At 42.5% G+C, this 26256-nt stretch carries 21 protein-coding genes; 9 read left to right on the top strand and 12 right to left on the bottom strand.

The window, feature by feature from the left end; genetic code table 11:
- Positions 1 to 114: 114 nt before the first annotated feature.
- On the bottom strand, positions 115 to 450 hold the full coding sequence (locus LC605_RS00195; RefSeq protein WP_229545563.1) for a YbjQ family protein: 336 nt from the start codon (positions 448 to 450) through the stop codon (positions 115 to 117).
- An 810-nt stretch (positions 451 to 1260) separates the two neighbouring features.
- On the opposite strand from LC605_RS00195, the gene LC605_RS00190 reads away from it, so the two are divergent.
- The 5 genes from LC605_RS00190 (at position 1261) to mutS (ending at position 9348) form a co-directional block, all read left to right on the top strand.
- Positions 1261 to 1941, top strand: a complete 681-nt coding sequence (locus tag LC605_RS00190; RefSeq protein ID WP_229545562.1) for a tetratricopeptide repeat protein — start codon at positions 1261 to 1263, stop codon at positions 1939 to 1941.
- A gap of 924 nt (positions 1942 to 2865) precedes the next feature.
- Positions 2866 to 4467, top strand: a complete 1602-nt coding sequence (locus LC605_RS00185) for an alkaline phosphatase (RefSeq protein WP_229545561.1) — start codon at positions 2866 to 2868, stop codon at positions 4465 to 4467.
- 304 nt (positions 4468 to 4771) lie between these two features.
- Positions 4772 to 5971, top strand: coding sequence for an AAA family ATPase (locus tag LC605_RS00180; RefSeq protein WP_229545560.1), 1200 nt, complete (start codon positions 4772 to 4774; stop codon positions 5969 to 5971).
- Positions 5965 to 6609 (top strand): DUF4276 family protein, encoded by a 645-nt coding sequence (locus tag LC605_RS00175; RefSeq protein WP_229545559.1) that lies wholly within the window; start codon positions 5965 to 5967, stop codon positions 6607 to 6609. Before LC605_RS00180 ends, LC605_RS00175 begins: the two co-directional genes overlap by 7 nt.
- Before the next feature lie 81 nt (positions 6610 to 6690).
- The gene (gene mutS, locus LC605_RS00170) at positions 6691 to 9348 is read left to right on the top strand and encodes a DNA mismatch repair protein MutS (protein ID WP_229545558.1); all 2658 of its coding nucleotides are present in this window, start codon (positions 6691 to 6693) and stop codon (positions 9346 to 9348) included.
- Between the two features lie 253 nt (positions 9349 to 9601).
- Here mutS and LC605_RS00165 read toward each other — a convergent pair whose 3' ends face one another.
- From LC605_RS00165 to LC605_RS00135, 7 genes are all read right to left on the bottom strand, one after another.
- Positions 9602 to 10126 (bottom strand): tetratricopeptide repeat protein, encoded by a 525-nt coding sequence (locus tag LC605_RS00165; protein WP_229545557.1) that lies wholly within the window; start codon positions 10124 to 10126, stop codon positions 9602 to 9604.
- Positions 10127 to 10298: 172 nt separating this feature from the next.
- Positions 10299 to 11114: a transporter substrate-binding domain-containing protein gene (locus LC605_RS00160; RefSeq protein WP_229545556.1), complete on the bottom strand. Its 816-nt coding sequence runs from the start codon at positions 11112 to 11114 to the stop codon at positions 10299 to 10301.
- Positions 11115 to 11126: 12 nt separating this feature from the next.
- Positions 11127 to 11483: a 50S ribosomal protein L20 gene (gene rplT / locus LC605_RS00155; RefSeq protein WP_229545555.1), complete on the bottom strand. Its 357-nt coding sequence runs from the start codon at positions 11481 to 11483 to the stop codon at positions 11127 to 11129.
- A gap of 19 nt (positions 11484 to 11502) precedes the next feature.
- A complete protein-coding gene (gene rpmI / locus LC605_RS00150; protein WP_069069782.1) occupies positions 11503 to 11700 on the bottom strand; it encodes a 50S ribosomal protein L35 in 198 nt (65 codons plus the stop codon).
- Between the two features lie 360 nt (positions 11701 to 12060).
- Positions 12061 to 12750 (bottom strand): hypothetical protein, encoded by a 690-nt coding sequence (locus tag LC605_RS00145; protein WP_229545554.1) that lies wholly within the window; start codon positions 12748 to 12750, stop codon positions 12061 to 12063.
- A gap of 201 nt (positions 12751 to 12951) precedes the next feature.
- Positions 12952 to 15483, bottom strand: a complete 2532-nt coding sequence (locus LC605_RS00140; protein ID WP_229545553.1) for an ATP-dependent helicase — start codon at positions 15481 to 15483, stop codon at positions 12952 to 12954.
- Between the two features lie 278 nt (positions 15484 to 15761).
- Positions 15762 to 17744, bottom strand: a complete 1983-nt coding sequence (locus LC605_RS00135) for a carotenoid oxygenase family protein (protein WP_306426831.1) — start codon at positions 17742 to 17744, stop codon at positions 15762 to 15764.
- A gap of 110 nt (positions 17745 to 17854) precedes the next feature.
- On the opposite strand from LC605_RS00135, the gene LC605_RS00130 reads away from it, so the two are divergent.
- Positions 17855 to 18010 carry a DUF2809 domain-containing protein gene (locus LC605_RS00130; protein WP_309143252.1) on the top strand — a complete coding sequence of 52 codons (156 nt, stop codon included), beginning with the start codon at positions 17855 to 17857 and terminating at the stop codon, positions 18008 to 18010.
- A 738-nt stretch (positions 18011 to 18748) separates the two neighbouring features.
- Here LC605_RS00130 and aqpZ read toward each other — a convergent pair.
- Together aqpZ and LC605_RS00120 are read right to left on the bottom strand one after the other, a co-directional pair.
- Positions 18749 to 19522 (bottom strand): aquaporin Z, encoded by a 774-nt coding sequence (gene aqpZ / locus LC605_RS00125; protein ID WP_229545551.1) that lies wholly within the window; start codon positions 19520 to 19522, stop codon positions 18749 to 18751.
- A 383-nt stretch (positions 19523 to 19905) separates the two neighbouring features.
- The gene (locus tag LC605_RS00120; RefSeq protein ID WP_229545550.1) at positions 19906 to 20994 is read right to left on the bottom strand and encodes a RuBisCO accumulation factor 1; all 1089 of its coding nucleotides are present in this window, start codon (positions 20992 to 20994) and stop codon (positions 19906 to 19908) included.
- A 380-nt stretch (positions 20995 to 21374) separates the two neighbouring features.
- On the opposite strand from LC605_RS00120, the gene LC605_RS00115 reads away from it, so the two are divergent.
- The 3 genes from LC605_RS00115 (at position 21375) to LC605_RS00105 (ending at position 24569) form a co-directional block, all read left to right on the top strand.
- Positions 21375 to 22331, top strand: a complete 957-nt coding sequence (locus LC605_RS00115; protein ID WP_229545549.1) for a response regulator — start codon at positions 21375 to 21377, stop codon at positions 22329 to 22331.
- Between the two features lie 121 nt (positions 22332 to 22452).
- Positions 22453 to 23157 (top strand): bifunctional demethylmenaquinone methyltransferase/2-methoxy-6-polyprenyl-1,4-benzoquinol methylase UbiE, encoded by a 705-nt coding sequence (gene ubiE, locus LC605_RS00110; protein WP_229545548.1) that lies wholly within the window; start codon positions 22453 to 22455, stop codon positions 23155 to 23157.
- 176 nt (positions 23158 to 23333) lie between these two features.
- A complete protein-coding gene (locus LC605_RS00105; RefSeq protein ID WP_229545547.1) occupies positions 23334 to 24569 on the top strand; it encodes a DUF445 domain-containing protein in 1236 nt (411 codons plus the stop codon).
- A gap of 43 nt (positions 24570 to 24612) precedes the next feature.
- On the opposite strand, the gene LC605_RS00100 is transcribed toward LC605_RS00105, so the two are convergent.
- Both LC605_RS00100 and ispE read right to left on the bottom strand, forming a co-directional pair.
- The gene (locus LC605_RS00100; protein ID WP_229545546.1) at positions 24613 to 24942 is read right to left on the bottom strand and encodes a DUF3082 domain-containing protein; all 330 of its coding nucleotides are present in this window, start codon (positions 24940 to 24942) and stop codon (positions 24613 to 24615) included.
- A 227-nt stretch (positions 24943 to 25169) separates the two neighbouring features.
- Positions 25170 to 26144, bottom strand: a complete 975-nt coding sequence (gene ispE / locus LC605_RS00095) for a 4-(cytidine 5'-diphospho)-2-C-methyl-D-erythritol kinase (protein WP_229545545.1) — start codon at positions 26142 to 26144, stop codon at positions 25170 to 25172.
- Between the last annotated feature and the right edge of the window lie 112 nt (positions 26145 to 26256).

Genomic DNA, 26256 nt, shown 5'->3' with positions numbered 1-26256 from the left:
GTTCGCGGAGCGTTCCCGTAGGGTAGCCCTCTCTACGAGACGCTATGCGAACACTACAAACTAATATCAAGATTTTTTACATTACTTAATCTAGTTTGATTTATTCTCACCGACTTACTTATTACGAATTATTTTAACAGCAGTACCTGTAGCAGTAATCAGCAAAAGAACTCCTGACTGGTCAAGATTGATTGTGCCAGTATCAATTTCAATTCCGATTACAGCATTTGCTCCTAAACGTTGTGCCCGTTGTTCTAATTCTTCTAATGCCTTGCGTTGACCCTGCTCAAAGAGACGCTCATAGCTACCAGTGCGTCCACCGATAATATCTCGAATACCAGCCAAAAAATCCCGCAAGAAATTGCTGCCGTAGACTATTTCTGCTGTCACAATACCTAAATATGACTCAATGACTGCTCCTTGAATCACATCAGTGGTAGTTATAATCATAAATTAACCTCTTAGAAATAATATAAGTTAATATTTATTATTCAAAGTTGATCAAAATACTTGAGCAATTGTAACTTTGATGACAGAATACCAGTTTGGTAAATATTATGTTACACAATTTTAGATTGTGCTTCGACCTTTAGTATTGTCCTCAACATCAACCATGACTTAAAGGAACATTTTACTGACTAAATTTATCTTACCGTGTAATGACCAAAAAGAGTATGAACGCCGGGATGACGACTTCTCAAAGGGTAATATCAAAGACTAAAAATGTGAGACAAATTGGATACAGAATCACCAAATTCTTAAATTCAATAAAAAACAGGAATGAATGACAAACCCTATCAACTTGGCGCATCAACATCTAGAATTAAGTCAGATGCCTGTTGAGATTTTCCGGTTAACACGTATAACTACTCTGACTTTTTACGGCATCTGGAAAACCTGACTTCTATTTCTTAAGGAGAGAGACTCTGATTTTCCCCCTTAAAGCATCGGCAAGGGGGTTAGGAGGTTAGGTTTTTAGTGGACTTTTCCACATAAGCTGAATTGTCAGGTATAACTACGGACTAAAAAAAGTGCCATTTTGCGGCTGTACTGATTTACCTGTCGGGTAACTTGATTTGAACCTTGATAGCTGATACTTGATTATTCAGTAAAAACTCGGTTAGACAGTGCTGATTGTAAAGGAAAAGTAGATGAACTATTAATATCTTAATTAATACGAATAAATACAGTTTTCAAAAGTCCATATTTTTGTTTTAATGTACAAGAAAAAAAGTTCTCTAAAATTTCAGGAAATTTACTGTGTACAAGCCAACATCATTCGTGTTTAGTGTGGTGTTACTAGGATATTTTGCCTTCACCATACCTTCAGTAGCTCAGGCTCAGGTATTAATGGCACAAGCCAAAAACCCAGAGTTAAAGCAACTGCTAGAAGAAGGACGGAGATTAGTAGATACTGGAGATTATGGTGGTGCGATCGCAATTTATCAGCAAGCAGCTAGGCTAGATCAAAAGAATGCTAAAATCCATTCAGGCATTGGCTACTTATACGCTCAACAGGGAAATTACCAGGCAGCATTAACAGCTTATCGTCGGGCGATCGCCATCAACCCTAACAACAGTGATTTTTACTACGCTGTGGGTTACATCAAAGCCAATTTGGGCGACACGGCTGGGGCGAAAGAAGGTTATCGTCGTGCCATACAGTTGAACCGTAACAACGTTAATGCCTATTTGGGATTGGCTGTGACGCAATCGCGTATGGGAGACTATACTGCTGCTACCTGGGCATACGAACAAGCAATCGACTTGGATAAGAACAACGCCCAGACTTATGAGTTGATGGGTTCAATGTATAAACAGAGACGACAAACCAAACAAGCCAACAACTTGCTTCAGAAAGCCCGTGACTTGTACAAGCGGCGCAATGACTCAGATGGCGTAGAAAGAGTAGAAGCCATGCTGCGACAGTTAGGAGGATGAGGTTAATCTAACTGGCGTCCCGTTAAAATAATTCGTAATTCGTAATTACGTTTTCTGAGGGGGATTTAGACCCCGACACTTTCACGTGCTGCCTGTGGAGGCAGGGGAATTAAACCCCATTACTTTGTTAATTCCACAAAAATATCTTCCAGATTCGGGGGACGCACCATCATTCCGGTTTTATAAAAAAAGTAAAGGTTCAAAACCGGACTTCGTCCCGCTACGCGCTTTCGCCCCCAAGTGGCGCGTTCGCGCTAGCGTCTCGTCAGAGAAAAAGTCCTTGTATCTGAAGCTGACTTTTCCCCTTATCTCCTTGAGGGAGCGATGTCTACGACTGCTGTGCCTACGCTTACTATAGCTCTATCCAAAAGTCCTATTCTCTCGTAGATTATTGTCATTAAAACTAATTTGTTGAGAATAAGGGAGCATCTTAATTTTGCTTAAATCTTTTCCCTCACCCCCAGCCCCTCTCCCAACCCAGAACCCTTGTTTTGACGTAGCACTGCTACGTCAAAACAATTCTTTTTCACTCCTATGTCTAGTGTGAAACCCTTGCGATGAAAGTTGTTTCACCACTTAATGGGAAAAGTCAGATGCATTGAACAGCTTCCCTCTACAACACACTGGCTCGCTTAAGTAAGTCGGCAACAATAAATCAAACTATATTACGAAACGTAAATACACCTGAAACCCTTATAAATGACTAAGGACAAATAACAAATGACAGCCTTAGCCAGTTAGCTTTATTTGCGTCGCTCTACTTAAGGTGTATTTCAAAAATCAAATATGAGTCTCAAATATAATTACAAAAAACTAAATATGTTTTATTAATCCTCAGATAACTCAATCTTTACTTCTTGCCATAACAACCTATGGTACATAGTTATATTGTAATACTTTAGTTGAAGCTTGCTATTACTTAGTATGGAATCTCATCACCCATTGAAGCTAAACCGTCGCCAGTTTTTGCTACGTTCAGGTATCACAGCCGGTGGAATTATTTCCACAAATTTCGTCTCAAAATCACAAGTTTTTGCCCAAGCACCTGCAATTATCACATCAGAGAAAATGCGCCCTGCTATATCTTATGGTGTAGCTAGTGGAGACATATCTAATGATAGCATTGTCATCTGGAGTAAGAGCGATCGCCCTGCCAAAATAATCGTAGAATATTCTACTAGTGAATCTTTTAGAAATGTGCGGCGAGTTGTGGGGCCCGATGCTTTAAAAAATAGCGACTTTACAGCACGACTTTATCTGAGGAACCTGCCACCAGACCAACAATTATTTTATCGGGTAATCTTCCAAGATTTAGATTATAAAGGTACGTACAGCGCTCCTGTCAAAGGCACTTTCCGAACTCCCCCTAAATCTGGGCGAGATGTATTCTTTGTTTGGGGTGGCGACACCGCCGGTCAGGGATGGGGGATTAATCCTGATTTGGGTGGGATGAAAATTTACGAAACTATGCGCCAACTTAATCCCGATTTCTTCATCCATTCTGGCGATAATATTTATGCCGATGGCATCATTGAACCAGAAGTAATTCTAGACGATGGCACAATCTGGAGAAACATCACTACACCAGAAAAATCCAAAGTAGCGGAGACTCTCACAGAATTTCGTGGTAACTATATCTACAATTTACTGGATGAAAACATCAAGCGTTTCTACGCTGAAGTTCCCATATTGGCACAGTGGGACGACCACGAAACCACAAATAACTGGTATCCTGGAGAATTTCTCCAAAACGATGACCGATATACAGTTAAAGATGTGAACTTGCTAGCTAGAAGAGCAAGACAAGCATTTTTAGAATATCTGCCTATTGGATATACAACCAATAATCCAGACAAAGCCAGAATTTATCGCTCCTTCAAGTATGGCCCATTATTAGACATTTTCATGCTGGATGAGCGCACCTACCGGGGGCCAAATACTCCCAACAATCAGCCAGTACCAAGTAAAGAAACAGAATTTTTGGGCATAACACAAATACAATGGCTGAAGAAGCAGTTGCTGTCATCAAAAGCAACATGGAAAGTGATTGCTAGTGATATGCCTTTAGGGCTGATAATTAGAGACGGTAGCACTGATTTTGAAGCTTGGGCTAATGGAGATGGCCCGGTTTTAGGAAGAGAACTAGAAGTTGCCGATTTACTACGATTTATCAAAAATAAAAATATCCAGAATGTTGTTTGGTTAACTGCTGACGTACATTATGCAGCAGCCCACTATTACGACCCCGCTAAAGCACAGTTTACCGACTTTAAGCCTTTTTGGGAGTTTGTCGCCGGGCCTCTTAACTCCGGGACATTTGGGCCTAACCAATTGGAAAATACCTTTGGCCCACAATTAATATTTCAAAGCCTTCCTCCAGATACAAAACCAAATCGACCCCCAAGTGAAGGTTTGCAATTCTTTGGAGGAGTTAAAATTGATGCTGATTCAAAGGTGATGACCGTATCACTGCGTAACTTGGCGGGGAAAACTATTTACAGTGTAGATTTACCGCCAGAAAAATAAATCATCAAAAACTTAGCGAAATATAGCCAGTTAGATAGAGTAATTACGCAATTTTTTACTCTTAGGACTTACGCACGGACTACGATTTTACGTCATTACGAGTGGAGCGAAGTAATCGCAAAGGCTTAGTTTTTCGTCACGAGTGCGTAAGTCCTAACTCTGTAGACCTCTTGAATAAATCAAAAATAATTACTTCTAACATCATGTTATCGTTGAATGTTATGGAATTTGTTTGCATAGTTACTAACATCTATGACATTAATAAAATATAGATAATTAACTAAATAGGAAATAGGAAAATTGAATGGAAGGTAAAAGATTTATCCGCACTCTGCGATTAGAAAACTTCCTTTCTTATGGAAGTGAGGGTGAAGAAATTGAACTGCAACCTTTGAATGTATTAATTGGATCTAATGCTTCTGGGAAATCTAATTTTATTGAAGCAATTGGAATTTTAAGGGCGACACCGACAGACTTACCCGCCCCATTTAGGCAAGGGGGAGGCATTAGCGAATTTTTGTGGAAGGGTGGACAAGAAAATCCAGTAGCCAAAATAGAAGCTACTTTAAATTATCCTCAAAGATCCCAAAATTTGCGCTATTATGTGAACCTGACTTCAATTGTTAACAGACTAGAGTTAGTGGATGAAGCTATAGAAAATGAACAAAGATATACAGGTCAAGCAGATGTCTATTTTTACTATCGTTACCAAAGAGGTCGTCCCGTTTTAAATATCAACCAAATGGAGAATAATGGAGAACCATTAAAACGCTCTCTTCGCCGAGAAGATTTGATTCCCGATCAGTCTGTTTTATCTCAAATAAAAGACCCAGATTTGTATCCAGAACTCTCTTATCTCAGCACAGAATTTTCCAAAATTGCTTTATATCGTCACTGGCAGATGGGACGATATTCAGAACCAAGAAATGCTCAAAAAACTGACTTACCCCAACATCCTTTACTAGAAGATGGGAGTAATTTAGGTTTGTTTTCAAATGATTTACAATACAAAATAGGTAGGAGAAAACTTATTGAAAAGCTCAAAATTTTTTATGAATCAGCAGAGGATTTCGATGTAAGAATATATGGTGGTACAGTACAAATATTTATTCGTGAAAAAGGACTTATTCAACCAATTTCTGCAAATCGTTTATCTGATGGTACACTTCGGTATTTATTTTTAATGGCTTTACTGCTTGACCCAACTCCACCACCACTTATTTGTCTTGAAGAACCAGAGATTGGTTTACATCCAGATATTTTACCGACTATTGCAGAAATGTTAATAGAAGCATCAGGGCGAACTCAAATCATAGTTACTACCCATTCTGATGCTTTAGTTTCTGCTTTAAGTGAATATCCTGAATCAGTCCTGGTGTGTGAACGCGATGAAAAAGGCTCTCACCTCCGCCGCCTTGAACCTGATAAACTGAAAAATTGGCTAGAAAATTATAGTCTTGGTGACCTCTGGCGGATGGGTGAAATTGGGGGAAATCGATGGTAAGTGAGGTGAGGATTTATATAGAAGGTGGTGGAGATGGAAAGAATACTAAAGCTTTAATTAGACAAGGATTTAGTCAATTTTTAAAACCACTTGTAGAAATAGCTAAAAGTAAAAAAGTTAAATGGGATCTTACTATCTGTGGTTCTCGTAATAACGCTTTACGTGATTTTAAAAATGCTTTAAAATCTCATCCAGAAGCCTTTAATGTGTTACTTGTGGATGCAGAAGCATCTGTTACCACACAGTCTCCTTGGGAGCATCTGAAGTTTAGGGATAATTGGGATGCACCATCAGGTGTTGATGATAGTCATTGCCATTTAATGGTACAAGCAATGGAAGCTTGGTTTATTAGCGATATCGTAACTATGAAGACATTTTACGGACAGGGATTTAAAGAAAATCCTATTTCCAAGAATACTAATGTGGAGACTATCGACAAAGATAGTTTAGAACCAACCTTAAAAGCTGCAACTCGTAGCACTACAAAGGGTGAGTACCACAAAATCAAACACGCCTCGAAGCTTCTAGAATTGTTAGACGTGGGCAAAGTACGTCAGGCTTCGCCATACTGCGATCGCCTTTTTACCACAATCACAGCAAAAATGGGTGTATCAACTAACAATCCCAGCCAAGAGTAAAATATTCTTGAGCGATCGCCCTTTGCCTATAACATCACGTTATCATCGGATATTGTGGAATTTCCGCTCCTAATAGCATCTATGACCGCTTCTCACTCTGAAACTCCATCTACCAAACCCAACGCGAGTACTTTTATTTCCGACCATCGACAGGTAGACCGCAGCAAGCTAAGTCAAATGTACCTGCACTATGTCGAAACGAAGGATAAATATCCTCACGCCGTATTGCTGTATCGGGTAGGAGATTTCTTTGAATGCTATTTTCAAGATGCTGTGAAACTAGCGCAAGAATTAGAATTAGTTCTCACTAGTAAGCAAGCTGGAGAACAGGGACGGGTGGCGATGTCTGGTGTTCCGCATCACGCTTGGGAACGCTACGCGACGATGCTGGTAGAAAAAGGCTATGCAGTGGTAATTTGTGACCAAGTGGAAGATGCTTCTGAAGCTGCTGGGAGATTGGTGCGGCGAGAAGTAACACGTATTATTACCCCCGGTACTTTGCTGGAAGAGGGAATGCTCAAATCCAGTCGCAATAATTACTTAGCAGCAGTGGTAATTGCCGCAAATCATTGGGGTTTAGCCTATGCAGACATCTCTACAGGGGAATTTCTTACCACTCAAGGTAGTGATTTAGAACATTTGACACAAGAATTAATGCGCTTGCAACCTTCGGAAGTGTTAGTTCCGACAAATGCGCCCGATTTGGGTAGTTTGCTGCGTCCGGGAGAAACTTCGCCACATCTTCCCCAATGTTTACCACCATCATTTTGCTATAGTTTGCGATCGCAAGTGCCTTTTTCTCAAGGTGAAGCTAGACCGAGATTATTGCAGAAATTTAAGGTGCGATCGCTCGAAGGACTTGGTTGCGATCATCTTCCCCTAGCCGTCCGTGCAGCCGGCGGTCTTCTGGAATACTTGGAAGATACTCAAAAAGAAAACCCTGTCACCCTCCAAAGACTCCGCAGCTACACCCTTACTGATTACCTAATTGTTGACAATCAAACCCGCCGTAACCTAGAAATTACCCAAACCGTCCGGGACGGCACTTTTCACGGTTCCCTACTCTGGGCATTAGATAAAACTAGTACAGCGATGGGTGGGCGGGCTTTGCGACGGTGGTTATTGCAACCGCTACTCGATATTAAAGGCATTCGCGCACGTCTTGATACCATCCAAGAATTAATCGAAAATACGCCACTGCGTCAAGATTTGCGGCAGTTATTACGCCAAATTTATGATTTGGAACGCCTCACAGGTAGGGCGGGTTCTGGTACAGCTAATGCTAGAGATTTAGTAGCTTTGGCAGATTCACTCTCACGCTTACCGGAATTATCCAACTTAGTAACTGAGGCGCGTTCTCCATTTCTCAAAGCTTTGCAGAAAGTCCCAAGTGTGTTGGAAGAATTGGCACAAAAGTTACACGCACATCTTGTAGAGTCACCACCCATACTAATCAAAGAAGGCGGATTAATTCGCCCCAGTGTAAATCCTCTGTTGGATGAAAGAAAGGCAACTGTAGAAGCAGACCAGCAATGGATTGCCAACTTGGAAGTTGATGAAAGGGCTAAGACGGGAATTTCGACACTGAAGGTAGGATTTAACAAAACTTTTGGTTATTACATCAGTATTTCCCGCAGCAAAGCTGACCAAGTACCCGCTAATTATATCCGTAAGCAAACCCTGACCAATGAGGAACGTTACATCACCCCTGATTTGAAAGAACGAGAAGCCCGCATTCTCACGGCGCGAGATGATTTAAATCAGTTGGAATATGAGATTTTTACGGCGTTGCGAGAAGAGGTAGCACAAGAGGCGGAGGTAATTCGCAATCTATCTCGTGCAGTGGCGGCCGCAGATGTGTTGTGTGGTTTAGCACAGTTGGCGGTGCATCAAGGTTACTGTCGTCCCGAAATGTTGTCAGGAAGGGAGATAAACATTGTTGATGGTCGTCATCCGGTGGTGGAACAGTCTTTACCTGCGGGTTTCTTTGTGCCGAATTCGACGCAATTGGGAGAAGAGTCATTAGTCATTAGTCATTTGTCATTAGCAGATAATCAAGGACAAATGACCAATGACCAAGAACAAATGACCAATGACCAAGGACAAATGACCAATGACAATCCCGATTTGATTATTCTTACCGGGCCAAATGCCAGTGGCAAAAGTTGTTATTTGCGCCAGGTGGGATTGATTCAGTTAATGGCGCAGATTGGTAGTTTTGTACCAGCGAGGTTTGCTAGATTGGGAATATGCGATCGCATTTTCACTCGTGTAGGTGCAGTAGATGATTTAGCAACCGGTCAATCTACCTTTATGGTGGAAATGAATGAAACCGCAAATATTCTTAATCATGCCACATCTAGGTCGCTGGTACTATTAGATGAAATTGGCCGTGGGACAGCAACATTTGATGGTCTTTCCATCGCTTGGGCAGTGGCAGAATATATAGCAGTGGATATTCGGTCACGCACAATTTTTGCCACCCATTACCACGAGTTAAATGAACTGGCCAGCATTATACCGAATGTGGCTAACTATCAGGTGACGGTGAAAGAATTACCCGACCAAATTATCTTTTTGCACCAAGTCCAGCCAGGAGGTGCTGATAAGTCTTATGGAATTGAAGCGGGAAGATTGGCGGGTTTACCGGCCGTAGTTATTCAACGAGCAAAACAAGTGATGGGGCAAATTGAAAAACACAGTAAGATTGCGATGGGACTGCAAAATATCGATGGGTAAGCAAGTTCGTAGTCAGGACTTTAGTCCTTATTTTCTAAAGACCTCTTGGAAAAGTCCCTAACACCCCACCGCCAACCCCAATACGCTTGGGTTAAGGCTAAAAACTAAAACTGGCGTAGGTTGGGTTGAGATGAGGGAGATGAGGGAGATGAGGGAGTGAGGGAGATAAACAAAACTCCTAACTCCTAACTCCTAACTCCTAACTCCTAACTCCTAACTCCTAACTCCTAACTCCTAACGCCCAATATCCAATCTATGCCGAAACCAACCGACGTAAAGATTCAGCACGACGTTTAGCAATAGAGTTATTTGGAGACAATTTGAGTGCTTCTTCGTAAGCTTGTAACGCCTGAGTAGTTAATTTTTTCTTCTCATAGGCGTGACCGAGATTATTTAATCCTGTCACGTAGTCTGGTTTAGATTTGAGAGCTTCTTTATACTGACGAATTGCTAAGTCATATTGCTCTTGGGTAAAATAAATATAGCCCAGTCCGTTGTAGATAGGGGCAATATCCTGTTCTCCTTCCTCTTCGGAAGCTTTGAGAGCTTTTTGAAATAGCGCGATCGCTTGAGAATACATTTTTTTCTCTGAATAAATACTGCCTAACTCATAATATTCTTGAGTCGTACCCTTTTCTTTCTCTAACTTCTTTCGCAACCTAGCAAAAGAGCCTTCAATCTTGCGAGTTTTGAAAATCTGGCGAAAAACACTCACGGCTGCAATTGTGAGTATAACCACCAAAATTGACAGATAAACAACGGCTAAACTGTTATCCATTGCTACAAATATTATAAAGTTGCTTCGTAATCTATTATCAGTCTATTGTCCTTTGTCCTTTGTCCTTTGTCCTTTGTCATTTGTCATTTGTCATTTGTCATTTGTTATTTGTCCTTTGTCATTTGTTATTTGTTATTTGCTAATGACTAATGACTAATGACTAATGACCAACTTACGGTAAACCCCAATATTGAGAGCGTTGCTGGAGCCAACCTTCTTCTAAGTAACGAGCGATCGCTTTATTCACATTTCGTCTGAACTCATCGTATTGCAATCCCTTGGGCATGACTACAGACAAGGGTTCAGTTGATAGCTTGGTTGACAGTAGTCGATATTGCGGATATTGTTGCACCCAACCGCTCAAAATGCTAGCATCTGCGCCAAAGGCAGCAGCAGCATTATTTTCTATTTTCTCTCGCGCTTCTTGATATGAATTCACTCCTACCAACTCGGCATTTGGTAGATAGTATTGCACTTTAGCGATGGTACTAGAGTTGTTGAGTACGGCAATTTTCTGTTTTGCCAAATCACTCAACTGCTGTACAGAGTTATCTTTTGTGATTAATACAGTGCTATCTAAATAGTAGGGAACACTGAAACTAACTATACGAGAGCGTGACTCGGTTGCTGTGACTCTAGCGATCGCAAAATCAACTTTCTTATCTAAGACTACAGACAGGCGATCGCGATTCGCTACAGGTTGAAATTTTACAGCCTCGGCTTTACCAACCAAATCAACTGCCAAACGCTTTGCCAAGTCAATTTCTAAGCCTTGTAAATTCCCATTGGCGTCTTTAAATCCCAAGGGACACAAGTTATCTTTAACGGCAACATTTAAATAGCCACGCTGCTGAATTTCTGGCATTTCGGCAGCAGATGCAGTTAATCCTGTCGCCACTATATAAAAGCAAAAAAACCAAAAAATAGTGGCGGATAATACCAGATGTAACCGAGTAATTACTTGCCATCTGTTACATCTGTTATACATCCCTTAACACCTTTATCCTTTAGCTTGATTTGCCAATTCAGCAACTTTGCCGAAGCTAGCTGGATCGAGGACTGCCAATTGCGCCAACATTTTGCGATTTAGCAGGATATCAGCTTTTTTCAAGTTCCCGATCAACTGGCTATAACTCAAGCCATGTTGCCTTGCAGCAGCGTTGATGCGGGTGATCCAGAGGCGACGAAAATCGCGCTTTTTCTTTTTGCGATCGCGGTAGGCACTCCGTAGTGCCTTCATCACTTGTTGGTTGGCAGTTCTAAATAGAGTTGAATGGGAACCGCGAAAACCTTTCGCTAGTTTGAGAATTTTATTGCGGCGCTTTCGAGCTACATTACCGCGTTTTACCCGAGTCATAACTTATTTCCTAAAATACTTACAAATATGGGAGCATCAAGCGCACGTTCAGTTCATCGCGTTCATGTACAAGCGCACTCTGGCGCATACCACGCTTTTTGTCGGAACTTTTATGTTCTAAAAGGTGGCTTTTGAAAGCTTTACGACGGACGATTTTGCCGGTGCCGGTGGCACGGAATCGCTTCGCTGCTGCTTTACGAGTCTTTAATTTAGGCATGGTCTAGCTTTGATTCGACACGATCCACTATTATATACTATGAAAATTGCTATAACTGCAATTAAATAAAGGATTTTACCAACTGCGATCGCTCTAGATCAGCGATCGCGAGGCTTATACCAATGGTAAAAATGACTACATCGGTGCTTTCATGGTTCTGACAATTCAGGTTATGTGGAAAAGTCCACCAAAAACCTAACCCCCTAACCCCCAACCCGTTGCGGGAAGGGGGAAATTCAAAGTCTCTCTCCTAAAAGGAAGAGAGAAATAGAAGTGAGGTTTTCCAGATGACCTGAATTGTCAGTTTCATGGTCAAAGCACGGTGTAAAGAGATGGGAAAAAGCCAAAGCCATTGATTATTTAACTTTTTTTAGTGGCGGTGACTTTGGGATCTAAAACAATTTGTGAACCAGATTTATTGGCATGGTAAGTCCAAAATTGGCCTTTAACCTTGACAATTACTTCCCAGCCCTCAATTGGGTCGAACAGCTGGATGCAGATTTCACCAAAGTTAAATTCGCAGGAATTTCCAAAGGTTTTTGGTGTAGCTTGAGTAATTTTTAAATCAGCAGTTGCTACCCCAGAACGGTTTGAAGCATCGTTCAAAATTGTATACGCGATCGCCTTCGGCAATATCTGTAAAGCGCTCACCTTGGGATCTAAAACGATTTGTTTTCCAGATTTATCTACATGATAAGTCCAGGAATATTGCCGAACTCTGACAACTACTTCCCAGCCCTCGATGGGGTTGTATTCCCTGGTGCAAACTTCTCCGAAATTGAACAGACAGGGGTTAGCAAAAGTTTTCGGTATCACTTGGGTAATCTGTAATTCCCGTTTAGGTACGCCGGAACGCTTAGACGCATCCCGTAAAATTTTATCAGCGATCGCCCTCGGCAAATTGCTTGATTGTGACTGGAGTGTTTGGGACAATTGAGTGCTGTCTAAGGGAGAAATAGCCCCAGCAGAATTGTTTTCAGTAAGCCCAAATCCCCACGATAGTAAGCTTGTCAAAGCTAATGTTAATACATATCTTTTCATAAGTTTCATGATTCCTTGCGATTTATAAAAATACTTTAAACCCTTATCCAGACTAAAATTTAATTTAACGTGAGTTCGATCAACCTCTCCCTCCCAACCTCCCTCTGGGAAACGGAAAGGGAGGAGTAACGAAAAATTAAGCTTTTTACTCCCCTCTGTGCGTCGGAGAGGGGCTGGGGGAAAGGTCAAACAAGACTTGTCGAACTCACGTTAATTTCTGGAGATGTCTGTTGGTGAATTAACGACACATATAGGAAAGTGGCGTTCTAATGCTGGAAACACCGGACAAGGCGCTTGTTGTTGTAAATTCTCCGGTTTACTCCAAGTAAAGGGGGCTTTCTCCTCCGCAGACATCCACAACAGCACCTTGGCTCGTGTCATGGCAACGTAGAGTAAACGATACTCTTCAGATGTTTTCAAATTCTTTGCCACCTCCCATGCCTGACTAACATCCGGTATGATAGACTCTTCGTGGAGAGTAGCGCGAATTTGAGCGCGGGCTACTTCTGATAAGGTAAAGTCGCCTAAAAATTGGCTTTGGGGAGGAACCCAAAATCTGCCAGGAATCAAGTTTTCGTGGAGAAAGGGAAGAAATACATAGTCCCAATCTAGCCCTTTAGCTTTGTGCATGGTGATAATTGTCAGTTGACCGCGACGGGTGTAACGTTCTTCTGAATCCTCCGTTTCCACTGGTTCAAACCGTTCCGAACTGACGATTTCACTTAAAGCTGACAGCATTCCCCCCATCGAACTATTGCCAGCTATCTGGTGGTTAACCCGTTCTGCAAGTTTGTCAGCAGTTGCTAATTCTGCTTGATCGTAATTTAAGGTCAAGGCGAGAAAGGAAATTAGCTGGTAAAGAGGAAGTTCCAAACGAGCGCGAAGTAAATTGCGACACAATCGGGCGGCTTTTTGTACGGTTTCTGATTGCGGTGCTGCTAGGGGGCCAGGATACAAAAACTCTTCTGGTAAACTAGCAAGAATATTCAGGTCTTGAGTAGGAATTAATTGGCGCTGTACTAATGCTTCGAGGGCCGCTTTGAGGTAATCGGGGGAGTGAGGGCGATCGCAAAATTGCAGTAATGCCAAAATTTCTTGGGGAACATGGGAACGGCGATCGCGTTCTCCTACATCGTAAAGTATAATCTTATGCTCTTTGCATACAGGTGTTAGAGCCTCTGCTAACCATCTTCCTTGGCGATTTTCTCGGACTAAAATCGCTGCACTATTTTGTGTTGGGTCTTCACCAAATAACTTAATCACCCTTTGAGATAATAATTCAACGGTGTGATGAATATCACGCGGTCTATAAAGTTCTAGTCCTCGTCCGACTGGTGCGGGGTTAGCGTTAGGTTGGGGATCACCAGCTTCCACAGGGCGAATTGTCTGCAAGCGAAATGGTACTTGTCCGTTGTCAGGAGTTTGTTGTTTGTTGTTGGTTGTTGCTAACCATTGATTATTGATCCATTTGAGAGCAAAGTTAGCAGCTTCAATAATAATTCTAGTACTGCGACCAGCTTGATCCATCGTTGCCAATCGTTCGATGCGATCGCACTCCTCACAAAATTGCCGGAAATAAATCGGATCGGCTGGAGTGAAGGTAGAGTTAATCGCCTGGTTAGGGTCGCCAACTCGGACTAAATTCAGTGAGGAGTTAGGAGTTAGAAGTGAGGAGTTAGGAGTTAAAAGTGAGGAGTTAGGAGTTAAAAGTGAGGAGTTATCTCCCTCATCTCCCTGATCTCCCTCATCTCCCTCATCTCCCTGATCTCCCCCATCTCCCCCATCTCCCTCATCTCCCTGATCTCCCTCATCTCCCTCATCACCCGCCAAAATTTCCAACAGCTGCGTCTGTAGTGGGCTAGAATCTTGCGCTTCGTCTTCAAAGACGGCGAATACTTGATTTTGCTCAATGCGACGGGCACTGTCGTTTTCTAAAACGCGCAGTGCGGCTAAAATCATATCGTCATAGTCAATGAAGTCACGCGATCGCATTAAGTTTTGATATTGTTCATATAATCCCGCCGCTATACTCAAAATTGCATATTCGTCTGTGGTTTGTTTACTCCACTCCCGCAACAATTGTGGCGATATTCCAGAACTTTTTGCCTCATGAATTACCGTATTCGCCAATTCTGGCAATACTTCTGTTCGCAGCACCGATTGACGACGCAACCTTTCGGTCTCTTCTCCGTCAAATTGATGACCTTCTAATAACCGCAAATATATATCTGGATTATTTACAATCCATTGTTCTACAGCAGTTCGGATAAAACGGTGACTTTGGGTTGGTGTAATTAATGTGACATTCTCTAACTGCAAACCCGATAAATCAGAGTGGCGGCTGGCAATATTCAAGGCTAGACCATGTAGAGTATAGACAAAAAAGCCTGTCTGTGGTAAAGATAATTTCTTTAAATCTTTACGGATCTTTGCCTTAATATTGGCAGCAGCAGAGCGAGTAAAAGTAACGACTATCAACTGACGGCGGGAGGATGAACGTTCATATTGACGGGCGATCGCGATCGCCGCCGCCGCCGCCATACCCGTAGATTTGCCTGCACCAGGAACGGCTGAAATAGCCAAAGGCCCAGATTGCCAGTCAGCCATTTGCTGCTGTCCAGGACGTAGACTGTTGCGGATTGCTAAAATTTTTTCTGGCAGAGAAGAAATAGGCGATCGCTCAGACAATTCTGAGTGCAGTGATTCTTGAGCCACAGGAGTAGTAAATTTAGAGTCTGACATATCAAATTTTATTTTTAAATAGATATTAAATGTAATTCCCAAATCGCAGATATGAATTTGAGAATCCTTTGACAAAACAAATTTTACAACCCTCTTCCCCTACACTCCCAATACGGTTCGGTTAAGATTTCCCCGCCTATGGCGACCCCTTTAAAAAAAAGGGGGGGGAAAGGTTTTAGCCCCCCAATTTATCGGGGGGTTGGGGGGATCTTCCAGGGCAAAATATCACTAATCGAACCGTATTGCCTACACTCCTACACCCAGCCCTGACAAGGGTTTCACCTTTTCTTAGTCTCATTGCCACTTGACCATTTTTGGGATGATTTTGAGGCTGCTACCGACGATATCCAGGTAGCATGGAAACCGTAAGGAACGCGCTGAGGCATAAGTACCCGCGCTACAGGTTCAGATGTGAAATTTTGGGCATCAATAACCAGTAATTCAGACTGCTTGGCTACCGCATCCCAGACCATCGTCAGCAACCAACCATCGTCCTCAGCAGCAGCACCAGGGCGAGGAGCAAAGGCACTATCACCACCAAAGCGTCCCCGTCCAAATTCATGCAGTTGGGAGCTACCAGTTTCTAAGTCATACTTAATCAAACCATCCAATAATAGTCTGGGTCTCATGTAGGTTGCCTGCTGTGAAGCGTACATATAACGTGTTTTCCGACCCGTAAAATCGTCGTTGATGCGAGGAAATTCTGTCGCAACATCATCCAAAGGCTCTTCTTTCACAACACCCGTCCCTAGGTTGATCCGATAGCGATACAGGCGGAAGTGTTCAAACTCAGTTTCCCCACCTTCACCTTTGTCTTCTTGGGGGATAAATAAGTAAGTATCGGGTGTTCTGGTAGCGAAGAGTACCACTTCATTGCCTTCTTCCCAAGCGTTACCCACATGGTAGAGCATACAGGCAGAAACCTTAAACCAACGGATTGTTCGATTATCCCCGTGGCGGGGTAGGATACCAATACGGCTTGAGTTTTGAGCCTCAAACTTAATGGGTAGCTGACCTTGCATAATTCGCATCGGTTTGAAAGTCAGCGGCATATCTAGGAAAATGGTGTAGCGTTCAGTGATGCCAAAATCATGCATCATCACCGGGGCTGGTATATTAATGGGAACGGTTTGCTTTAATTCCCCTTCTTTTGAAACGACGCTATATTCCAGGTAAGGTGGAGCAATGGGTGAGAAGCCAAACACAATCATTTCACCCGTCACCGGGTCAACTTTTGGGTGCGCTGTAAAGGTAGAAGCGAGTTTGTGGTTAAAGGTATATACACCAATAGTTTCTAAATCTGGAAGCCGGATAAGATAAGGTGCGCCAGCTTCCCAGAGAGCCAACAATTTCCCAGCGTGCAATACACATGAAGTATTGGCAGTATTCTTCATCATCAAGCCGTAGGGTGTGTCAAACCTTGGCAGATTCAGCAGCCCAGGCCAAATTGCTTTACCTTGAGTTTGCTCGACGTTAAACCCATCTGTGCGGATGTAGCGGTTGCGGTAGCTGGCTTTGCCATTGCTAATCTCTACAGAGTGGAGCATTCCATCTCCATCTAACCAGTGATGAAGTCCAATGGGCTTAAATTGCGGATTGGGGCCGTTGCGGAGAAACACCCCTTTTAGTTCTTTGGGCAGTTTGCCTTCTACTGTCAGGTTGTCCGCAGTGATTTCTTTTTTGACTGGTGCGAAGTTGTCAGTTAAATAGAGCTTCGCCATATCGTCCGCGAGAATTTTGGTACTTGCAGTGGTACTGAAGCGACTTATGACTTGATAGGGAACGCGAGCATAATAGCCAGTCCCAATTGCTGTTTGACTAACAATTGATGAGCGCTCCATCTGAACTACGCCTGCCAGGAATTTGCTATCGAGCATCATGCTCATGAATCGTCGCTGTAGAGTAAGTTTGCGACTTGGAGCGCTCACTACGTTTGTAGCTGCAAGCTCTGCTAAAAGTTCTTTTTCCTGGCTATCCAACACACCATCGCTATACATCAGGGAGTTAATGGCTTCGTACAACTCTTCAAAATCTTTGTCTTCAACATTATTCCCTAAATAGGCTTGTAACCAGTCATAACATTCTTCAGGCTGTACTGGTTTATCTACCAACAACAAGGATTTAATTTCCGGATCATCCGCGAGTCCTTTCTCATTTGCCATCCGTTGCAAAAATTCTTGTTCTCCTGGTTCGAGTTCCCCATCAATCCAGGCAATACCAACGAGGAGTTTTAATAACTGCTTATCATCTTTGAACTTCATAAACTTATCCTGTAAGTTATAAGTATTTAGGTAAAGCGAAAGATGCAACATCGGGGGATTTAGGGTGAGCTAGAACCTTTTGCTACCAACAAGAGGACTTTTCTTGTACTATCGAAATGCTTCAATATTTTAATTTTGTAAATAATTTAGGATTGCAAAAATATAAGATTCTGGCTGTTGCCTTGGGAAGTGTATTTGATTGGAAGGATATCATCGCTTATGCAATAGGTATCATCACAGTCCTCTGGTTGGAAAATACAACATGATTACTTGGGACTTGTGGTTAGCCCCTGATGATTGTGATGCTCCAAGCCCGGATTTCTAACAAACGATAAAAATCATAGGGTAAACCAAATTTAGACTAAAGTAGAGGAGTTGAATAAAGTGAAAAAAGCCCTGAAATCAGAGGTGATGATTTTTGGTTTTGACTCGCTGGTATAACTCTTCCATTGTTTTAATAAACGAAGTATCATTGTGCCATAAATCAATTAGGAAAATCCCCTTGTTTATTAATCAAAATTGCTGAGAGACTACTGACAGTCGCCATTTCAATAGTTTGTGGTATATGCTGTAAAATTAGCATTTCTCAGGATTCTATCTGAAATCCTGTTCATAAATCAATACGCTTGGGTTAAGCATTTTTTCCTTCTCTCTGATTCCTCTGTGCCTCTGCGGTAGCCTGCGGCAAGCGGGTTCTCAACGAGACGCAAACGCGAGTGCGTCTACGTTAAAAAATTTAAGTTTGACAAAGAGTTTTAACCTTAACCCAAGCGTATTGGTTGATAAATCAGATGGGAGTCCTATATTGCTCGTTTTGACGAACTGCTATAGAAACCAGAAATACTGGGCTAACTCGTACACTTGAAAAATACTAGGACTTACGCAAGTGTCACAAAAAATAAAAGCTTTTAGTTTGTAGTAAGGGCTTCAGCCCTGATTTTGAGGACTAAAGTCCTCACTACAAACTAAAAATAATATGCCAGTTGCGTAAGTCCTAAATACTTTCAGACTAGCTCATTGACATTTTGCCGTTCTTCGATACTTGATTCGCTAAAGACGGCTGCGTACAACCATCCTGCTAAAATAGCCCCGAATATCGGAGCTATCCAGAACAACCAGATTTGCGAAAATAGTTCTACACCTGCAAATAAAGCAACTCCAGTACTGCGGGCAGGATTAACGGAAGTATTGGTTACAGGAATGCTAATCAGGTGAATCAAGGTGAGTCCAAAACCAATTGCCAGTGGTGCAAATCCTTTCGGGGCACGCCGATCAGTTACACCCAGAATAATCAGCAGAAACATGAAAGTCATCACAACTTCAGTAATCAGGCAAGCAAACAGGGTGTAACCACCTGGAGAGTGAGTCCCGAAGCCGTTAGTAGCCAATGGGTTCGAGCCACTCAAAGAAAATCCAGTTTTGCCACTAGCAATCAGGTAGATAATGCCCGCACCAACAACTGCACCGATTACTTGAGAGACGATGTAAGGTAGTAAGTCAGACCCAGGAAAGCGTTTACCTGCCCACAGCCCAAAGGAAACTGCTGGATTAAAATGACCACCAGAAATATGACCAAGAGCATAAGCCCCTGTGAGGACGGTAAGCCCGAATGCCAAAGATACACCGACTAATCCAATACCCAATGGAAAAGAAGTATTCTCGCTGATTTTTGCGGCATCTGCTGTGTAGGCTGCGGCTAGAACAGCACTACCACAGCCACCTAAAACAAGCCAGAATGTGCCGATAAATTCGGCTAAACAACGCTTCGTGAGAGACATTTTTGGAAAACTCCTTGTTCAACTACAAACGAGTGATGGCTATGTTGCACAATGCTTAATTCATTCCTGTTAACAGGAAATCCATTGCCTTTATTTAGTGATGAAACTCAATCGAAAAAATAGGAATTTGTTTTTTCCTGAATATTTCTGATGATAAAATATGAAGATACCGGAAAACTTAGAATCACGAAAAAAATGCTTAATTTCTTAACAATTTGCTTCTCACAATACGTCATATCAAGGGTTTAGCCAAGGACGTCGCTCTGGTTAAGAAAGTTAAAGCAACTGGCGGCATTAGCCAAACAAAAAATTGAACCAATGCCCCATCTGCTATGGGATGTTTGGACAGTGTTAACAGATTAGATCACAGACTAAAATTAAATTTATTCGTCAATTTGCCAGGAATCCTTAGTTAATTCTTCATCGAGAATTTTCTTAGGACGAACGATGATAATAATTTGTCCTAATAAAGGAATTTCTGGCTCAGTTTCAAACCACTGAAAATCTAATTCACTACCATTTTCAACGACAAAGTAGCTCGAAGCATCCCATTGTCGTTGGGCACGATCTATCACTACTACGACTGGCCCTGTTTGGGTTTGAGTTTGGATGGGGAAGCGATCGCTATTCGCTAAAATTACTACTGGATCTTCTGCCGCCAACAGCACTTGCCAACCTGGTAGCGGCACCCAAGCTTGTTCTCCAGAAAACTTGACCATGCGAAATGGTTCAATTTCCGTGACTACAGGCACAGCTTGCAAGTCTTGGCGTGACAATGGCAACTCGCCAACCACGGGCAAGATTCGGGGTAATTGTTCTTCAAATTCCAGACGGTAAAAGGGTAAAATTGGCGCTGGACGCTGGGGAACGGTAGTAAAATCAGTCAGTAGCTGTTCGATTTGTTTCCTGGCTCCTGGCGTGTGAGCAAAACGCAAACCTTTGGCAATCAGACGCGATCGCTGTTGTAAATCTGTATTTTGGCGTGCCAGTTTCCAAACTTGGTGAGCAACGGCATCCCCAGGATGGGTAGAAAACCCTTCTGGCAAAGTGCGGTAATAGGAGAACTCTTTAATTGCTTTTGCTACTTCCCGCGCCTCATCAGCGTCAACGTTGTGGAAGAAGATCAGTTCGGCGGCGGCGGCGCGTTCTTCTTGAGTGAGCAAACGCAGTTCGTATAAAACATCACTGCCGCGTGTACTGTAGTGCGATCGCGTTGCTTCTGATACTCCAAACTTTTCCAAAGAATTGTAAACTTGAGAACCAACAACCACCTGATTTTGTTGAATTGGCTCAAATCCAGTCGCCTCAAAAAGGTCTTGGGGATTGTAACCAGATTTTAGCAAAGAGGCGATCGCCATTCCCCATTCCACCCAGTTGCCTTGTTTTTGCCTCAGCTTTCGGAGTAACTCTTGTGCTACATCGCTGGTAGCATCGTCTTCGGGATTCTGAGCGTTGGGTGGTAAATCAGTCATAATGGAGTGCGAGCTTCAACTTGAGAGGTCTATTAACACCTCATGAGCAAGTCTTATTCTAATCTATGAACTACCCAGACCTACTGCCTTGATCTCATCTGTGGCGACTTATCTCGACTTTAATTTTGTGGAATACTCTAACAGGTTGCGTCTATCGCCCTTGCGCACCACGCAAATGATTTCAAAAATCAAAGCGACTGCTATAGTGAAATTTTTTCTAATTCAGATGTTTGGACAGGCAGATTTCCTCTGTAGCTTGGCAATTTTTGTGTTGATATATGCAATACAGCTACGTAAAAACTCGTACTATAATTGGGCTATTCTCAACTAAACTTGGTATGGAATATAACAAGATATTAAATATTTAAAGGAAATATCTTATGGATAAGGCCAGTCTCGAAACTGATAAAGTCCAATATCAAGTGATGACTCTCGAACGACCAAAAAAGCTGAAAATCCTCGTAGTTGACGATGAGCCAGATAATCTTGACCTACTCTATCGGACATTTCGACGCGACTTTAATGTTCTGAAAGCTAACAGTGGGGTGAATGCCCTACAAGTTTTGGCAGCAGAAGGGGAGGTAGCGGTGATTATCTCTGATCAACGGATGCCAGAAATGAAAGGAACTGAGTTTCTCAGCAAGACTGTACCTCAGTTTCCCGATACAGTAAGAATCATTCTCACCGGATTTACTGATATTGAAGACTTGGTAGAAGCGATTAATGCAGGGCAAGTCTACAAATATATCACCAAGCCTTGGGATCCAGGGGAACTGAAGGCAGTGGTGCAAAGAGCAGCAGAAACCTACGACTTGCTCAAGCAACGTACAGAAGAATTACGCCGTACTCACGCTCAAATGTCGCTTCTGAGCGCTTTAGTGCAACTAACTCAAGCAGCTTCTAGTTTAGAGGAAACTCTTGCTCCAATTGCTAGAGCGGTAAGTGAGACTTTTGGGGCAGAAGGCTGTATCCTACAGGTTACAGATGGAAATACTCTGGTTGCCACTCAAGGAGTTTACAGCGAAACAGGTACAATAGGAAATTGGCTGTCTCAAGACCTACTAACAAAGCAAGCGATCGCCACCGGGCAAATGCAACTTTCCTTAAATATACTTAAAGATACTAGATTAGTTGATGCTATTTACTACCAAGATACGGGTGTGCAAGCACATTTAGTAATCCCAATTAGCTACCGGAATCAACTCTTGGGCGTATTGTCGCTACAGTGGAAACAACCCTGCACTTTGCGAGAAGATGAACTAATACTAATTAATTTATCAGCCCAACTAGTGGCGATCGCTCTGACTAGTAGTGCTAACCATCAAATCATTCTGTAGTGGTCATTTGTCATTTGTCATTTGTCATTTGTCATTTGTCATTTGTCATTTGTCATTTGTCAAAAACTAATGCCGCATACCCAATACTTTCACTTCGCTCACTACAAGTCCCCCATGCCCAATGACTAACGAAATTCAGTCCATTTTTAACCGTATTGCTCCAGTTTATGACCAGTTGAATCATTGGTTAAGTCTGGGGCAACATAGAATCTGGAAGGAAATGACAGTGAAATGGAGTGCAGCTAAATCGGGAGATACCGCATTAGATTTGTGTTGCGGTAGTGGGGATTTAGCCTTACGTTTGGCAAGGCGCGTGGGAGCAACAGGACAGGTGTACGGAGTGGATTTTTCTGCAAACCTCCTAGAAACTGCTAAAGAACGCTCCCAAAGGCAGTATCCTCAACCTGCTGTTACCTGGGTAGAAGCTGATGTTCTCAATTTACCCTTTGACGACAACCAATTTGATGCCGCAACAATGGGCTATGGTTTAAGAAATGTTAAAGATATTCCCCGCAGTCTCCAAGAGTTATATCGTGTTTTAAAACCTGGTGCTAAAGCCGCAATTTTAGACTTTCATCGACCGAGTAATCTTCAGCTACGTACCTTTCAACAGTGGTATCTCGACAGTTTTGTGGTACCAGTTGCCAACTATTTAGGGTTAAAAGAAGAATATGCTTACATCAGTCCCAGCTTAGATCGCTTTCCTATCGGGAAAGAGCAAATAGAGTTAGCGCGTCAAGTTGGTTTTGCTGTTGCCACACACTACCCCATTGCGAACGGTATGATGGGAGTGCTAGTGCTTAGTAAGTTAGGAGTTATAAGTTAGAAGTTATGAGTTATGAGTAGTGATAAATTCTCATTTATCATTCCTAACTCCTAACTCCTAACTCCTCACTCCTAACTCCTAACTCCTAACTCCTCACTCCTCACTCCTAACTCCTCACTCCTAACTCCTCACTCCTCACTCTAAGCCCTAAACTCCTAACTTTTTTAATTCTTCCTGTGGACTGGTCTCATCTTTGGCTTTATGTGTCTCCCCCGGTACTGGGTGGAATTATTGGCTATTTCACAAATGACATAGCCATCAAAATGTTGTTCCGTCCTTACCGAGCAATTTATATCGCTGGACGAAGAGTACCCTTCACCCCTGGATTGATCCCTGGCAATCAAGAACGTCTGGCTAAGAATATTTCTAATACAATCATGGGGTCACTTTTGACACCACAAGAATTGCAAAATCTGGCGCGGCGTTTGTTGCAAACAGAACGCGTGCAAGCAGCAATTCTCTGGTTGTTGCAACTGGCGATTGAACAAATCAAAACAGATAAAAATCAAAACAGCGCCAAAATTGCAGCCGGAATTTTGCGCGATTTACTAGGGGAATCCTTACCACGATTACTCAAGGTTTTAGCGCGACGTGAAGACTTTTTGGAAGGGCAAATCAATCAAATTTTTGACCAGATATTACTGGAATTTCAACTTAGTGAAGAACAAGCTACGCGGCTTGTTGATTGGTTGTTGGAAGTAATTTTGCCGCCGGATATGTTGCGCCAAGCGATAATTGATTTCTTGACCGATCGCACCATTCAAATTATCGATGATGGCTTCCGCGAAAAAACCAGTGGTACTTATTGGGTAGTAGCAAATTTATTTGGCTTACGTAATACTCTCACACGGCTACGGACTTTTTGCTTGGATGAAAAGGAGGCTACCAATACTCGCTTGCAGGAATTTACTCAAGATTTGCAAATGCGCGATCGCATCAGGAAATTACTGCAAAATTTATCATTACAAAACTTGCCAATGGGAACGGTGCGCCAACTACGAAGGACCACCCGCGAAAGTGTCCGTCATTACCTGCAAAATAGTGGCAGTGATTTTTTACAAGGATTAACTGATTCTGTTGATTGGGAAAATATTGCTGTAGTGCTGCTCAATCGTCTTAGTAGTTCACCTGTTGTAAGCACTTCTTTAGAAGTCATGAGTCAAGAGTTGGCTATAATTTTAGATAAGTATTTGGAAAAAGATTTAGAAGCAATTGTGGCGCAGGTGATTCCGATTTTGTCTATAGATGAAGTGATAGTTGACCGTGTAAAATCAACTTCACCGGCTGATTTAGAAGCTGCAATTGAGGGGATTGTCAAAAATGAATTGCAAGCAATTGTCACTCTAGGTGGTGTTTTGGGTTTTGTTATAGGGTTATTGCAGGCAGTGTTTTTAATATTAAGTCAATATTAATTTTCCTTGGGCCTGTAAATTTCTACCAAATAAAAGCAGATTACTAGCTTTCACTACTTTTTTGCTTAGTCAGTTGCTGCACTAATAATTGCACTCCCAAAGCCACCAAACCAATTGCCACTATACCAAATATCCCGCTTCCTAAAGCAACTACACCAACAACCAGAGTGCGGACAGCAGAAGAAATCTTCACCACCAATGGATTAATTGAATGGATAGGTTTAGTCGCAAAATTTGTAGCGATCGCAATCATCAGCGAATACGCTGCAAATCCCATCCCCCCAGAAATCACCGCCCCAGTAAAACAGCGTAACGGACTCGCTCTCACCTGTTCTTTAGCATCTGTTTGTGGTGTTAAATTTTGATCATTCATAAGATTTTAGATTTTAGATTGGAGCATTAGATATAATTTTTGTCTTAGAGGTTGTTTGAAAAGTACTTGACTGTGATTTTAGGGACTTATCGATCCCCCCTAACCCACGCCAGTCGCTCATGGGGGAAACCCCCATGCGCGGCATCGTCTCCCCTTCTCCCAAGGGGAGAGGCTAGCGCCAAGGGAGAAGACCGCGCTGGCTCCCCTTTTTAAGGGGGGAACCGGAATTAAACTGAAGATGCTACCTGAATACCATGTGTAATTGTCCGAGTCACAAACAATTCTAAGTCTTCATCAACAATTGCTTTCCTCACTTGCAGCTTAACTTGTTCTGCTTGCTGTTGAGACTCAAAAAGAGCAAATACTGTTGGCCCAGAACCAGACATCATTGTTCCTAAAACACCTTCTTGATTTCCAAACAGTTCTCGCAGTTGCAAGACTTGGGGATAGACTGGCAATACCACGCGTTCTAAATCATTACGCAGTTTTTGGGCAATTTCTCCCGCCTCTTTATCCAAGATAGCTTTTACTATTGCTCCCGAATGAACTGCATTAGCACGCGCTACCAAGTTGTCCCTATCTCTAATATAAGAATTACCAAATTGCTCTCGATAGGTTTTGTATGCCCAAGCCGTGGAAACTTCAAGGCTGCGGTATTTTGCCAACACTATATAAATATTATCCAAACTTGGCAGTGGAGAAAGCTGCTCACCTCTACCTGTTGCGATCGCAGTTCCACCCCCTACACAAAAGGGGACATCTGAACCGAGTGTGCTTCCTAACTCCTCTAATTCTGACTGAGTTAATCCCAACTTCCATAGTAAATCTATCCCCACCAACACAGCTGCTGCATTCGTCGAACCCCCAGCCAACCCAGCAGCTACAGGAATCTGCTTATTAACGGTAATCTCCACGCCCCCATATTTAGCAAAGGCTTCGGGAAATTGTCTCACCATTAATTCTGCTGCACGGTATGCCAGATTACTTTTATCTGTCGGTACTTGTGGGTGGTTGCAGTGAACACGGATGCTGTCAGTGCTAATGGAACGCACATCAATTTGGTCTGCAAGACCAATACTTTGAAGTATCATGGCTAACTCATGATACCCATCAGAGCGTTGGCGTAGCCCGCCGGAGGCATCGCCAATGATCTCCAGATACAAATTAATTTTAGCAGGGGCAATTAGGCTGTAGGAACGCATTTTGAAAGATAGAAGCTATAGGTTGCTAGTTGTAAATTGGTGAATTTTGGGTTTTGAATCAAAGCAATCATCTACATATTCACTCTTACAGCGATTTTCAGGTAAATGAACC

This window comes from Nostoc sp. CHAB 5836, from assembly GCF_020829445.1.
In the GTDB taxonomy this organism is placed as follows: Bacteria; Cyanobacteriota; Cyanobacteriia; order Cyanobacteriales; family Nostocaceae; genus Nostoc.
The sequence above is the reverse complement of the archived record's forward strand: the minus strand, read 5'-3'. Positions and strand labels throughout refer to the sequence as shown.

What these genes read in the sequence shown, in the direction of transcription:
- LC605_RS00195 (WP_229545563.1), bottom strand. Translation starts at nt 450, where the DNA reads ATGATTATAACTACCACTGATGTGATTCAAGGAGCAGTCATTGAGTCA.
- LC605_RS00185 (WP_229545561.1), top strand. Translation starts at nt 2,866, where the DNA reads ATGGAATCTCATCACCCATTGAAGCTAAACCGTCGCCAGTTTTTGCTA.
- LC605_RS00180 (WP_229545560.1), top strand. Translation starts at nt 4,772, where the DNA reads ATGGAAGGTAAAAGATTTATCCGCACTCTGCGATTAGAAAACTTCCTT.
- LC605_RS00175 (WP_229545559.1), top strand. Translation starts at nt 5,965, where the DNA reads ATGGTAAGTGAGGTGAGGATTTATATAGAAGGTGGTGGAGATGGAAAG.
- mutS (WP_229545558.1), top strand. Translation starts at nt 6,691, where the DNA reads ATGACCGCTTCTCACTCTGAAACTCCATCTACCAAACCCAACGCGAGT.
- LC605_RS00165 (WP_229545557.1), bottom strand. Translation starts at nt 10,126, where the DNA reads ATGGATAACAGTTTAGCCGTTGTTTATCTGTCAATTTTGGTGGTTATA.
- LC605_RS00160 (WP_229545556.1), bottom strand. Translation starts at nt 11,114, where the DNA reads ATGTATAACAGATGTAACAGATGGCAAGTAATTACTCGGTTACATCTG.
- rplT (WP_229545555.1), bottom strand. Translation starts at nt 11,483, where the DNA reads ATGACTCGGGTAAAACGCGGTAATGTAGCTCGAAAGCGCCGCAATAAA.
- rpmI (WP_069069782.1), bottom strand. Translation starts at nt 11,700, where the DNA reads ATGCCTAAATTAAAGACTCGTAAAGCAGCAGCGAAGCGATTCCGTGCC.
- LC605_RS00145 (WP_229545554.1), bottom strand. Translation starts at nt 12,750, where the DNA reads ATGAAACTTATGAAAAGATATGTATTAACATTAGCTTTGACAAGCTTA.
- LC605_RS00140 (WP_229545553.1), bottom strand. Translation starts at nt 15,483, where the DNA reads ATGTCAGACTCTAAATTTACTACTCCTGTGGCTCAAGAATCACTGCAC.
- LC605_RS00135 (WP_306426831.1), bottom strand. Translation starts at nt 17,744, where the DNA reads ATGAAGTTCAAAGATGATAAGCAGTTATTAAAACTCCTCGTTGGTATT.
- aqpZ (WP_229545551.1), bottom strand. Translation starts at nt 19,522, where the DNA reads ATGTCTCTCACGAAGCGTTGTTTAGCCGAATTTATCGGCACATTCTGG.
- LC605_RS00120 (WP_229545550.1), bottom strand. Translation starts at nt 20,994, where the DNA reads ATGACTGATTTACCACCCAACGCTCAGAATCCCGAAGACGATGCTACC.
- LC605_RS00115 (WP_229545549.1), top strand. Translation starts at nt 21,375, where the DNA reads ATGGATAAGGCCAGTCTCGAAACTGATAAAGTCCAATATCAAGTGATG.
- ubiE (WP_229545548.1), top strand. Translation starts at nt 22,453, where the DNA reads ATGACTAACGAAATTCAGTCCATTTTTAACCGTATTGCTCCAGTTTAT.
- LC605_RS00100 (WP_229545546.1), bottom strand. Translation starts at nt 24,942, where the DNA reads ATGAATGATCAAAATTTAACACCACAAACAGATGCTAAAGAACAGGTG.
- ispE (WP_229545545.1), bottom strand. Translation starts at nt 26,144, where the DNA reads ATGCGTTCCTACAGCCTAATTGCCCCTGCTAAAATTAATTTGTATCTG.